This is a genomic window from Streptomyces sp. NBC_00306 (genome assembly GCF_036169555.1).
Lineage (GTDB): Bacteria > Actinomycetota > Actinomycetes > Streptomycetales > Streptomycetaceae > Streptomyces > Streptomyces achmelvichensis.
The window spans coordinates 2816257-2828191 of sequence record NZ_CP108032.1 but is presented as its reverse complement, the minus strand read 5'-3'; the positions used below and the strand labels follow the sequence as shown (position 1 = coordinate 2828191).

The window sequence follows — 11935 nt, the reverse complement described above, 5'->3', positions numbered from 1 at the left end:
GTTCGGCGTCCGTGTACGGACTAGAACAGCGAGTACAGCAGCTTGTTCGGCGAACCGGTCCTCGGGTCCTGGACCTTGTTGTTCGTGGCGTTGTTCACCAGGGCGTCCCGCACCTGCGCCGGGGTCGCGGTGGTGTGGGTCGCCAGATAGAGCGCCGCGACGCCCGCCGTGTGCGGCGTGGCCATCGAAGTGCCCGAGATCGTGTTGGTGGCGGTGTCGTTGGTCCGCCACGCGGACGTGATGTTCACACCGGGTGCGAACAGGTCCAGGCAGGTGCCGAAGTTGGAGAACGACGCCCGGCGGTCCGTGTTGTCCGTCGCGCCGACCGTGATCGCCTCGGGGACGCGGGCGGGGGAGGAGTTGCACGCGTTCTGCGGGATGCCGAGGAAGTTGCCGTTGCCCGCGGCCACGGCGAAGCTCACGCCGGAGGCGATGGACTTCTTGACCGCGTTGTCCAGCGAGGTGTTGGTCCCGCCGCCCAGGCTCATGTTGGCCACCGCCGGCTTCTTGGCGTTGGCGGTCACCCAGTCGACGCCCGCGATGACACCGGCGGTGGTGCCGGAGCCGTTGCAGTCCAGGACGCGTACGGCGATGAGCTTGACGCCCTTGGCGACGCCGTACGTCTTGCCGCCGACCGTACCGGCGACGTGGGTGCCATGTCCCTGACAGTCCTGACCGTTCTGACCGCCGCCCACCGTGTCCGTGCCGACGCTCGCGCGGCCGCCGAACTCGCTGTGGGACGTGCGGATTCCGGTGTCGATGATGTACGCGTTCACGTTCGACGCCGGCGTGTTGTGGGTGTACGACTTCGACAGCGGCAGGTCCCGCTGGTCGATGCGGTCGAGGCCCCAGGTCGGGTTCGTCTGGGTGTCGTTGAGGCGAACCGTCTGGTTCTGCTCGACGTACTTCACGCGGGGGTCGGCGGCGAGCTTCGCCGCCTTCGCGTCGGACATCGACGTGGAGAAGCCCGCGAGGACGTTGCGATAGGTGTGCTTGGGCGTGACACCGAAGTCCGCGGCACGCGTCGAACCGTCCTTCAGGACGACGATCCAGCTGTTGGCGACGGCAGTTGAGGAAGGAGCGAGACGGAGGTCGCCGATCGTCGCGCTCTGCGCGGTGGGGGAAGCGGCGAACTGGAGACCGGCCGCAAGTGCGACTGCGGGTATCAGCGCACCGAAGCGGCGGGTGGGGGTTCTCATCTCGTGCACCTGACCTTTCGTTGACCGGGAGACGGGCAAGTACGGGTGTGCATGGTGCCAGGGGATGCGGACGCGCTGACCAGCGTCTCGTGACGTGACGTACGACACAAGAGAGCGTCACCATGGTTCGCATGACGGACGCACACATTGTGAACACCCATCAGGCCGAGGCATGGAACGGCTACGAGGGGCGGCACTGGGCGGACAACCCGGCCCGCTACGACGGCGTCTACGGTCCCTCCACCACCCCACTCCTCGAAGCGGCCCGGATCACCGCCTCCGAAAGCGTCCTCGACATCGGCTGCGGCAACGGCCACCTCACCCGCATCGCCGCAGGCCAGGCCGCACATGCCCTCGGGGTCGACCTCTCCGGACCCATGCTGGAAACCGCCCGCGCCACAGCCGCCCAAGAGGGCATCGACAACGTCTCGTTCGTCCGCGCCGACGCCCAGGTGCACCCCTTCCAAAACGCCTCATTCGACGTCGCTCTCAGCCGCTTCGGCGTCATGTTCTTCGCCGATCCCGTCGCCGCCTTCGCCAACGTCGGACGTGCTCTGCGGCCCGGCGGGCGGCTCGCCTTCGTCTGTCCACAGGTATTCCGGCACATGGGCCAGTACAAGATCTTCACAGCGATCGCGACCCAGGTGACCTTGCCCAATCTGTCCGGCGACGACGAAACCGGACCCGCCTCCCTCGCCGACCCCACCCGCACGACCGGCATCCTGCGCGACGCCGGCTACGAGAACGCGACCGCGACGGAACTCGAGGTCCGCCAGCTGTGGGGCAAGGACGCCGAGGACGCCACGGGCTTCCTCTTCGGCTGGGGCCCGATGCGCCACTGGCTGCGCGACGCCGATCCGGACGCGGTGACCCGAGCCCGCGCGGCCGCCACCGAGGCGTTCCGCGCTTTCGAGAACAGGGGCGACGGTAAGGGCGGGGCCAGGGGAGAGGGCGGGAACAGGGGAGAGGGCGAGGGCGACGGCTGGAGCGAGAGTGAGGGCGAAGGCGAAGGTAAGGGCGAGGGCGGTGTCGTGCTCACGGCGCGTCTCTGGCTGGTGACCGCCACCTGGCCCGGCTGAGCAGAGCCGGCCGCAGGGGGGCGGGGAGGGCCGGGCGCCGGTACCGGGCGACGGCCAGCCCCTTACACGCAGGGGTTCGCGTATACCGCGGTTGGTGTAGGCCGACCTCCCCACCTACTACTCGGGGATGCCGACCACTTCCCCCTGGCGGCAGCCGAGAGCCCACAGGCATTCCGCTTAGGGTTTCAACCATGCAGATCCGACTTCCCCGGCCGCGCGGCCGATGGCTCGCAGGCGGCGCTGCCCTGGCCGTCCTCGCCGGCGCGGGCACCTGGACCGCGGTCGCCGACGACAGCGCCCCGACCGTGCACCGGCAGGACAAGGTGCAGGCCATGCCCGGGGCGAAGATCGACACCTCTTTCTTCACGGCCGGCGGCAGCGAACGGCGTCCGGCCGTTCTCCTCGGACACGGCTTCGGCGGCAGCAAGGACGACGTCCGCGCGCAGGCGGAGAAGCTCGCCCGCGACGGCTACGCCGTGATGACCTGGTCCGCCAGGGGATTCGGCGAATCCACCGGACAGATCGGCCTCAACGACCCCGACCACGAGGTCAAGGACGTCTCCCGGCTGATCGACAACCTCGCCGCCCGCCCCGGGGTGCAGCTGGACGCCGACGGCGACCCGCGCGTAGGAGTCGCCGGCGCCTCCTACGGCGGCGCCATCTCTCTCCTCGCCGCCGGCTACGACAAGCGGGTCGACGCCATCGCACCGGCGATCTCCTACTGGAACCTCTCCGACGCCCTCTTCCCGAACGGCGTCTTCAAGAAGCTCTGGGCAGGCATCTTCTTCTCCACCGGCTCGGCGGGCGGCAATCCCGCCGGCCCCGCCGGCGATGCACCGGCCGACACCCCCGCCGGAGACGCTCCGGCCGGGGCCGGGGACGGCCCCGCGGGGTCGGGCGGCAACAGCGACCCCGGATCCCCGGCAGGCCCGGCGAACCCCGGCGCCTGTGGGCGCTTCCAGCCCGCACTGTGCGCCATGTACGAGCGCGTCGCCGTCGCCGGCAAGCCCGACGCCGCTGCCGAGCAGCTCCTTGAACGCCGCAGCCCCTCCGCCGTCGGCGACCGCATCAAGGTGCCCACCCTGATCATCCAGGGCCAGTCCGACTCGCTCTTCCCGCTTGCGCATGCCGACGCCATGGCTCAGCAGATCAAGGCCAACGGCGCGCCCGTCTCCGTCGACTGGATCGCCGGCGGACACGACGGCGGCGACCGCGAGAGCGCCCGCATCGAGAGCCGCATCAGCTCCTGGTTCGACCGCTACCTCGGCCAGGACAAGAACGCCGACACCGGTCCCGCCTTCCGCGTCAGCCGCACCGGAGGTGTCGACTCCACCGACGGCCAGGCACTGCTGCGCGGCGCGACCGGCAACCGCTACCCGGGCCTGGAGAGCGGCGCCCGGCCGATCCCGCTCAGCGGCCGCGAGCAGACCTTTGCCAACCCGGCCGGCGGCACCCCGCCCGCCATCTCCGCCGTCCCCGGCATCAGCGGCGGCATCAACCAGCTCTCCTCCCTCGGAGTCGGACTCTCCCTCGACTTCCCCGGCCAGTTTGCCCGCTTCGAATCGCGCCCCCTCAAGCAGTCCCTGCGGATCACCGGCTCCCCGACCGTCCGCGTCAACGTCACCTCCTCCAACGGCGACGCGGTGCTGTTCGGGAAGGTCTACGACGTCGGCCCCGACGGCCGCGAGCAGGTCCTGCCTTCTCAGCTCGTCGCCCCCGTCCGCATTGGGGGCGCCCAGCAGGCCAAGAACGTCTCCTTGACCCTGCCCGCCGTGGACCACGAGGTCGACGCCGGACACCGGCTGCGTCTCGTGCTCTCCGCGACCGACCTCGCATACGCCTCGCCGCCGAACCCCGCGACCTACACCGTCGCCCTCGCCGACGGCGCGGCGCTGTCGGTGCCCACTGCGCCGGCCGTGAAGACCCAGGCCTCGGGATTGCCCTGGTGGACCTGGGGCCTCCCGGCCGCCGGCGCGCTCGTGGCAGCCGCGCTGCTGTTCACCGCCCGCCGCCGCGTCGCCGCCCCGGCACCGGACCCCGAACTCGCCGACGTCCCGTTGGAGATCACCGGACTCACCAAGCGGTACTCGAAGTCCTCCGACCGCTACGCCGTGCAGGACCTCTCCTTCCGCGTCGAGAAGGGGCAGGTGCTCGGTCTCCTCGGACCGAACGGTGCGGGCAAGACCACCACACTGCGCATGCTCATGGGCCTCATCCGTCCCGACGCGGGCGAAATCCGGGTCTTCGGCCAGGCCATCCGCCCGGGTGCGCCCGTCCTCTCCCGGGTCGGCGCCTTCGTCGAAGGCGCGGGCTTCCTTCCGCATCTGTCGGGCCGCGACAATCTGGAGCTCTACTGGCGGGCAACCGGCCGCCCCGCAGAGGACGCGCACATCGAGGACGCCCTCAAGATCGCGGGACTCGGTGACGCCCTCGCCCGTGCGGTACGCACCTACTCACAAGGCATGCGACAGCGTCTCGCCATCGCTCAGGCCATGCTCGGTCTGCCGGATCTGCTGATCCTCGACGAGCCGACCAACGGCCTTGACCCGCCGCAGATCCGCGAAATGCGGGACGTGATGATCCGATACGCCGCCGGAGGCCGCACGGTCATCGTCTCCAGTCACCTCCTGTCCGAGGTCGAGCAGACCTGCACTCATCTGGTGGTCATGGACCGCGGCCGGCTGGTGCAGGCAGGACCGGTCGCGGAGATCACGGGCGAGGGCGACACCCTGCTGGTCACCACCAGCACCGAGGTGCCCGACCCGGTGATCGAGAAGATCGGCGCCCTGGCAGGGATCGGCTCCGCCGTCCGTGTGGACGAAGGACTGCTTGTCCGACTGGACGGTGCAAGTGCCACGTCGATGATCAGCGAACTCGTCCGGCTGGACGTGCCGTTGACCGGAGTGGGCCCGCACCGCCGCCTGGAGGATGCCTTCCTCACCCTGATCGGAGGTTCCGCATGAGCACGCTGGTCGACTCGGCCCCCGGATACCGGGCGCGGCACACGCTGCCGCTGCGCGTCGAGGCTGTGCGGCAGCTGAAGCGCAGGCGGACCATGGTGATGGCCGCGGTACTGGGGGCACTGCCCCTCGTGCTGATCATCGCCTTCGCCATCGGCGGTACCCCGGACGGTGATGAGGGCGGTCGGATCACCCTCATCGACACGGCCACCGCCTCGGCCGCGAACTTTGCCGCCACCTCCCTCTTCGTCTCGGCCGGCTTTCTGCTGGTGGTCCCGGTGGCGCTCTTCCACGGGGACACCGTGGCGTCGGAGGCGAGCTGGTCGTCCCTGCGCTACTTGCTGGCCGCGCCCGTGCCGCGCTCCCGACTGCTGTGGTCGAAACTGGCGGTGGCGCTCGGCTTCAGTGCGGCAGCGATGGTGCTGCTGCCACTCGTCGCCCTGATCGCGGGCACGATCGCCTACGGCTGGGGGCCACTGGAACTGCCCACGGGCGGATCTCTCGCCACAGGCGACACCGCGCCGCGGCTGGCTCTCGTCGTCGCCTTCATCTTTGTCTCCCAACTGGTCACGGCGGGGCTTGCGTTCTGGCTGTCCACCAAGACCGATGCCCCTCTGGGCGCGGTCGGCGGAGCGGTCGGCCTGACGATCGTCGGCAATGTGCTGGACGCGGTCACCGCGCTCGGCTCGTGGCGCGATGTGCTGCCGGCGCACTGGCAGTTCGCCTGGATCGACGCCCTCCAGCCGCAGCTGGAGTGGGGTGGCATGGTCAAGGGGGCAGCGGTATCGGTGACCTATGCGCTGGTGCTGTTCGCGCTCGCCTTCCGGAACTTCTCCCGGAAGGACATCGTGTCGTAGGCGGCTCGCGACAGGCCTAGACCCAGCCTCGACGGGCCGCTTCCGCTCCCGCCCGGAAGCGGCTCGTCGTGCCGAGGGCGGTCATCAGCTCACCCACACGCCGGCTGTATGTGCGCCCGGACATACCCAGCCGATGCGCGGCCGCCTCGTCGGTGAGTCCCGCCAGCAAGGCCTTGAGCACCGGCCGCAGATGGACCGGCGCTTCTTCGGGCGCCGGATGCTGTGTCAGTTCCTCGCCGGTGTCCCACCAGGCGCGATGTGTGCGGACCAAGGTCTGGACGACAACGGGATCGCGAATCAGCAGCACGCCGTTGTCGTGCAGTTCCAGGTCAAGAGGAACGGCGGCGACCGCGCGGTCGGCGACGATTATCTTGAACGGAATGGTGTCGGTCACCCGGGAGTCACCGGGAAAGCTCGCACCATCGCGGATATGCACCAGACTGTGGCGGGGCGCGATACGCCGGACCGTGGCGGTCCGCTCGCCGCTCGCACGGTCGCCCGCGCAAGCCAATTCCAGGAAGGGCTCCGCGATCCCGCGACCAAGTGCCCCGGCCGGGTCGTCGAAGCTGAGGAGCTCGCGACGTGCCGAGCGGACCAGGCCCGTCAAGGCCGCTCTGACGTTCGCCACTCCCGTGACCGGCTGTCCTGGCGTCTCCCGCAGGACAGACCTCGTCATCTCCTGGCCGAGCACGGAGCCCGGAACCACTGCCACCGACATGGCACACCATCCCCCTGCCTTCCCGCCGCCCCACGGTCCGTCCCCCCGGATCCGCGTAGGCAACTCCATGTACGCACAGCGCTGCTCATCGTGACAAGAGCCTGGTCAGAGACTGGCGAGTCCTTGCCATGCCCTTCTGCTCGGCGCCTGGCGTGGGCAAGCTGGAGGCACGAACACGAGGGACAAGGAACGGGGACCATGACCGAACGACAGCGCGCGCCGGCACCTCAGCCGCTCCACGGACCGGATTAACTCCTTCCGCCCGTTGCCGCATTGAGACTCATCCGCAACTCCTTCGTCTGCTCCTTTGGACCGTCTCGGACGTCACATTCACAAGTGCTGACGACCAGGGGGCCCGGATGAAGCTCTACGCAAGGACGTACAGGGGACTACTCGCTGCGGTACTGGCCGGAGGGATGCTGCTGACCGCCGGCTGCAGTGCCGGTGGCCAGAGCGACCGAAGCTCCTCCTACGACGGTTCCCAACAGCGAGGGAACGACGGTGCCGGGCCGGCACCCGCTCCCATCGCTCCGGACGGCGGAGGAGGTGCGCCTGCGACGGGCGTGGACGGCGGCACAGAAGGGGAGCGGCAGGACAATGATGCGTACGAAAAGTCCCTGCCGCCGGCCGACTACCTTTCGACGTTCGCGCTCGACGTGGACACCGCCTCGTACGGCTACGCCCGTCGCACGCTGAAGGATGGACAGCAGCCCCTCGCGGAGAACATCCGGCCGGAAGAGTTCATCAACAGCTTCCGGCAGGACTATCCGCGGCCCAAAGGGGACGGCTTCTCGGTGACCGTCGACGGAGCTCGTCCTCGTGGCTCTGAGGGCGAGGCCCGAGGAGAGGTCGGCGGCGAGGTGGAAGGTGGCGACGACTGGTCGCTGGTGCGTGTCGGGCTCTCCACCCGCCCGTCCGACCGCAAGGGCGAACGGCCGCCCGCCGCCCTCACCTTCGTCATCGACATCTCCGGGTCTATGGCGGAGCCCGGCCGGCTCGATCTCGTCCAGGAGTCGCTGGGAATCCTCACCGACCAGCTGCGCGACGACGACTCCATCGCCGTCGTCACCTTCAGCGACGAGGCCGAGACCCGACTGCCCATGACCCGCCTCGACGGCAACCGCTCCCGGATCCACAAGGTGATCGACGGCTTGGAGCCGACCGACTCCACCAATGTCGAGGCGGGCGTGCGGGCCGGCTACGAGGAGGCTGTCGAAGGCCGTCGGCGCGGGGCCACCAACCGTGTCGTCCTGCTCTCCGACGCCCTGGCCAACACCGGCGAGACCGACGCCGAAGCGATCCTCGACCGGATCGACGAGGCCCGACGCGAACACGGCATCACGCTGTTCGGCGTCGGGGTCGGCAGTGAGTACGGGGACGATCTCATGGAGCGGCTCGCGGACAAGGGGGACGGCCACACCACCTACGTCTCCACCAGCGAGCAGGCTCGAAAGGTGTTCGTGGACCAGCTGCCCAGCCACGTCGAACTGCGGGCGCGCGACGCCAAGGCGCAGGTGGCCTTCGACCCCGAGACGGTGAAGCAGTTCCGTCTCATCGGGTACGAGAACCGGGCCGTTGCGGACGAGGACTTCCGCAACGACCGGGTGGACGGCGGCGAGGTCGGCCCGGGCCACACGGTCACGGCCCTCTACGCGGTGCGGCTGCGTGAGGGCGCGAGCGGCCACGTCGCCACGGCGACAGTCCGCTGGCTCGACCCGAAGACGCGGGCACCGCACGAGCAGACAGGCTCGGTCGAGACGAACGCGGTCGACGGTGCGTTGTGGGGCGCTGCCTCCAGCAGGTTCCAGGTCACCGCGGTCGCGGCGTACTTCGCCGAGTCCCTGCGCGGCGGCTCGATGCCGGGCGCACCCGGGCTGGGCGAACTGGCGCAGCGAGCAAGGAAGCTGGCGGACACCACGGAGGACGGCGCGGTACGGCAGCTCGCCGAGTCGATCACCCAGGCGCAGCGAATCAAGGACTGAGGTCCCGGAGGGCCGAAGGCGCGACGGACAGAAGGAGCGGGCGACTGACGGTCGGAAGGAAATGACGGGCTGGGGAAGGGCGGTAGGGAGGCGACATGTGGTCGAGCGGCACGACAGGACTGCTGCGCCTCCCTGCCGTGCCGGGCCATGATGTCCGCCATGGCCACCCTTCTCCTTGCGCTCGCGATCATCTTCAACGGTTTGTACGCGGGCTTCATGCTGACGTTCCAGACGGCGATCATGCCGTCGCTCGCCAAGCTGACCGACGATCAATTCCTGCCGGCCATGCGCCGCATCAACGAAGTCGTGCCGCGCCCGCTGTTCCTGCTGACATTCGCCGGAATCATCGTCTTCCCGGCTCTCGCCCTTGCGATCTCCGTGGACGACCGCACGGACACCCAGCAGTGGCTGCTCGTCGCCGGTCTGGCCTGTGCGGTGATCAACCACCTGATCACCATCGCGGGCAACATCCCACTGAACAACGCGCTCGCCGCGTCCGAGAACGCCACACCGACGGCTCCGGCCGCCGAGGTCCGTGCGGCCTTCGAACCGCGCTGGAACCAGCTGCACGTCGTCCGCACGCTGTTCACCATCGCCGCGTTCGCGCTGATGGTCAGCGCCGCGCTGTGGTGACGGTGAACAGCCCCACCGACTCCCGTCGGCTGGTGACCCCGGTGCAGCCGGCCGCGGCTGCCCACTCCTCGGCCAGTTCGACGGGACGGCACTTCATCACCCACAGCGCGCCGTCCCGATTGGGCAGCACATTGGCGATGAACTCCAGCTGCGGGTGGTGGGTCTGCGTCGTGTAGACCAGGACACCGCCGGGAGCGAGCAGTCCGCGCAGCCGGTCGACGGACGCGGCGATCACGGCGTCGTCCAGCAGTAGTTCGTAGAGCCCGGACACGACGATCACATCCGGGGCGCGGTCGCAGGGGAGGGGATCGAGCGCGTTGCCGTGGACGTACGAGATGCCCTCAAGACCTCGCTCCCGCGCCCGTTCCTTGCCCTGGGCCAGACCGGCGCGATCGAGGTCGCGGCACTCCACCCGCAGCGATGTCTCCGACCTGTCCCGGTGCTCCTCCACCAGATCCTGGAGATAGCGGCCGGGTCCGGACGCCACATCCAGAACGAAGACATCGCCGCCGCGCTCCGCGATCTCCTTACGCAGCACGTCCTTGAGCAGCTCACGGCGCGCCCGGATGGCTCGCCAGCCCACGGCGTTCAGATACACGCGGTCGATGATCCGACCGACTCCCAGCGCTCCGTGCGCCTTGTCGACGTACACGTAGTCGAGCATCGACCCGCTGTCGAAGCCGTGTCGGTAGCCGATCCTCACGCCCTCACTGAGCCGCCCGACGCTCCTCAGCAGCAGTCGCATGGCCGCCCATTGCATGCTTTTCAGCCGGTTCGTCATGACGCTCAGCATCGGGGCCGGGGCGAGCAGGTGATATCCGCGCCCCTACTCGATGTGGCTCTGAGTATGCCGAGGCCTATCCCCGTACGGTGACGCCCATTGACGTACACAGCTGATGTACACAGCTGTGGCCGGCACCTGGCGTGTCTCCATTGCGCCGGCGCGTACCCGTCGCCCGAACGCCTTCCGGTCCGTCGACGTGTGTCCGCCACCGACGTATCCACCGGATGTCGGCTTCAGGACACCGGGATGTCGGAAGCGAAGGGCAGGTTCCGGAAAGCCACTCCCGCCCCCATCGCGCTCGCGAAGCGTGACGCGCCCGACGAAGAAGGACGGCCGAGAGCGTGGCCATGCCTGAGACCCTCCCCCCGCCAGAGACCCTCACCCCGTCCGAGACGCCGACTCCGTCCGAGACCCCCATTCAGGCCGAGACGCCCGTTCATGTCGAGACCCCCGTTCCGGGCGAACCCGACGGTCAGGCCCTGCCCGACGTTCGGAGCGGAGCAGTACCCACTCCCGCCGACGCCCCTGCCCCGGACGGGATGGACGGTCTCGCCCCGGGCGGGGAGCAGGTGTTTGCCCCCGCGCCGCCGGCGCGGCATCGGCAGCTGCTCGAAGGCCTCCGGCGGCTTCCCGTGCGGCAGATCATCTGCCTCGTACCGTTCGCCCTGGTCGCCGCCTGGGCCGTCAGCAACTGGTCTCTGGTCGCTTCCGGAGTCAGCCGGCTGGGTGGCGCCCATACCGGCTGGCTGGTCATGGGCGGCGTCGTCACCGGGCTGTGCTGGGTGGCGGCATCGTGCGTCCGGCAGGGAACCATCGTCGAGCGGCTGCCCGCCGGCAAGCTCCTGGCCTCGCAGTTCGCGGCCGGCGCGGCCAACCACCTCCTCCCCGCGGGACTCGGCGCACACGTCGTCACCCTGCGCTTTCTGCGCGGCTGCGGCATTCCGCTGGACCGTTCGACGGCCGCCCTCGCTCTCTACTCACTGGTCGAGGCGATCGCCAGGGTCGGGCTGCTGGTGACGCTCGTGCTGGCGTTCCCGGGCGCGCTGCGGCTGGACGAACTCGTGCCGCCGGGACGGGCCGTCTTCGCCGTGGTCCTCGTCGCGGTCGTCCTGATCGCGGCGGTGACTGTCGTGCTGCTCGTGGCCCGGCGGCTGCGTCGGATCGTCTTCGACTTCCTGCGGACCGCCCTCACCGACGCGCGGGCGCTGCACAAGAAGCCCTCGCGGACGCTGGCCCTGTGGGGCGGCGCGGTGGCCTTCCCTCTGCTCCAGGCCGGTGTTCTGGTCTGCGTCGCGCTCGCCCTCGGGGTCACCGTCCCCTGGTACCACATCGTCGTGGCCTACCTGGCGGCGAGCATCGCGGCCGGCATGATCCCCGCACCGGGAGGCATCGGCTCCGTCGAACCAGCGTTGGCCGTCGCGCTGGTCATGGTCGGAACTCCGCTGGTGGTGGCGACCGCGACCGTTCTCGGCTTCCGCCTGCTCACCGTGTGGCTGCCGCTCCTGCCGGGGGTGGCGGTACTGGCGGCGCTGGTCCGTTGGCGGATCTTGTAAGACGCGCGAAACCGTGCGAACCATGCGAACCGTATGAACCTCGCCTTGCCCTTGATCGCATTCACCGACCAGACTCGCCGCGACAGCACGGCGGATGGCCGACGACAACCGCAGACCGCAGACCGACCGCAGACCGGCGACCGCGGACCGGCGACCGTACGAGGTGGGCA

Annotated in this window: 9 protein-coding genes; 6 read left to right on the top strand and 3 right to left on the bottom strand. The window is 69.7% G+C overall.

Features of this window, described 5'->3' with window-relative positions; translation table 11 throughout:
* Positions 1–20 precede the first annotated feature (20 nt).
* Positions 21–1208: a S8 family peptidase gene (locus OHA05_RS12445; protein WP_313946248.1), complete on the bottom strand. Its 1188-nt coding sequence runs from the start codon at positions 1206–1208 to the stop codon at positions 21–23.
* A gap of 122 nt (positions 1209–1330) precedes the next feature.
* Here OHA05_RS12445 and OHA05_RS12440 point away from each other — a divergent pair, with 122 nt between their 5' ends.
* From OHA05_RS12440 to OHA05_RS12430, 3 genes are all read left to right on the top strand, one after another.
* Positions 1331–2278, top strand: coding sequence for a class I SAM-dependent methyltransferase (locus tag OHA05_RS12440; protein WP_328860603.1), 948 nt, complete (start codon positions 1331–1333; stop codon positions 2276–2278).
* A 191-nt stretch (positions 2279–2469) separates the two neighbouring features.
* Positions 2470–5241, top strand: coding sequence for an alpha/beta fold hydrolase (locus tag OHA05_RS12435; protein ID WP_328860602.1), 2772 nt, complete (start codon positions 2470–2472; stop codon positions 5239–5241).
* Positions 5238–6095: an ABC transporter permease gene (locus tag OHA05_RS12430; RefSeq protein WP_327684097.1), complete on the top strand. Its 858-nt coding sequence runs from the start codon at positions 5238–5240 to the stop codon at positions 6093–6095. Before OHA05_RS12435 ends, OHA05_RS12430 begins: the two co-directional genes overlap by 4 nt.
* Before the next feature lie 16 nt (positions 6096–6111).
* Here the strand turns inward: OHA05_RS12430 and OHA05_RS12425 are convergent, their stop codons facing one another.
* Positions 6112–6723: a DNA-binding response regulator gene (locus tag OHA05_RS12425; RefSeq protein ID WP_328860601.1), complete on the bottom strand. Its 612-nt coding sequence runs from the start codon at positions 6721–6723 to the stop codon at positions 6112–6114.
* A gap of 449 nt (positions 6724–7172) precedes the next feature.
* Here OHA05_RS12425 and OHA05_RS12420 point away from each other — a divergent pair, with 449 nt between their 5' ends.
* Positions 7173–8795 carry a vWA domain-containing protein gene (locus OHA05_RS12420; protein WP_328860600.1) on the top strand — a complete coding sequence of 541 codons (1623 nt, stop codon included), beginning with the start codon at positions 7173–7175 and terminating at the stop codon, positions 8793–8795.
* A gap of 159 nt (positions 8796–8954) precedes the next feature.
* A complete protein-coding gene (locus tag OHA05_RS12415) occupies positions 8955–9428 on the top strand; it encodes an anthrone oxygenase family protein (RefSeq protein WP_328860599.1) in 474 nt (157 codons plus the stop codon).
* Here OHA05_RS12415 and OHA05_RS12410 read toward each other — a convergent pair.
* A complete protein-coding gene (locus OHA05_RS12410) occupies positions 9409–10209 on the bottom strand; it encodes a class I SAM-dependent methyltransferase family protein (RefSeq protein ID WP_328860598.1) in 801 nt (266 codons plus the stop codon). The genes OHA05_RS12415 and OHA05_RS12410 overlap by 20 nt on opposite strands.
* Positions 10210–10559: 350 nt before the next feature.
* Between OHA05_RS12410 and OHA05_RS12405 the strand changes: the two genes are divergently transcribed.
* Positions 10560–11765: a lysylphosphatidylglycerol synthase transmembrane domain-containing protein gene (locus OHA05_RS12405; protein ID WP_328860597.1), complete on the top strand. Its 1206-nt coding sequence runs from the start codon at positions 10560–10562 to the stop codon at positions 11763–11765.
* The last annotated feature ends 170 nt before the right edge of the window (positions 11766–11935 follow it).

What these genes read in the sequence shown, in the direction of transcription:
- OHA05_RS12440 (WP_328860603.1), top strand. Translation starts at nt 1,331, where the DNA reads ATGACGGACGCACACATTGTGAACACCCATCAGGCCGAGGCATGGAAC.
- OHA05_RS12415 (WP_328860599.1), top strand. Translation starts at nt 8,955, where the DNA reads ATGGCCACCCTTCTCCTTGCGCTCGCGATCATCTTCAACGGTTTGTAC.
- OHA05_RS12430 (WP_327684097.1), top strand. Translation starts at nt 5,238, where the DNA reads ATGAGCACGCTGGTCGACTCGGCCCCCGGATACCGGGCGCGGCACACG.
- OHA05_RS12410 (WP_328860598.1), bottom strand. Translation starts at nt 10,209, where the DNA reads ATGACGAACCGGCTGAAAAGCATGCAATGGGCGGCCATGCGACTGCTG.
- OHA05_RS12435 (WP_328860602.1), top strand. Translation starts at nt 2,470, where the DNA reads ATGCAGATCCGACTTCCCCGGCCGCGCGGCCGATGGCTCGCAGGCGGC.
- OHA05_RS12420 (WP_328860600.1), top strand. Translation starts at nt 7,173, where the DNA reads ATGAAGCTCTACGCAAGGACGTACAGGGGACTACTCGCTGCGGTACTG.
- OHA05_RS12405 (WP_328860597.1), top strand. Translation starts at nt 10,560, where the DNA reads ATGCCTGAGACCCTCCCCCCGCCAGAGACCCTCACCCCGTCCGAGACG.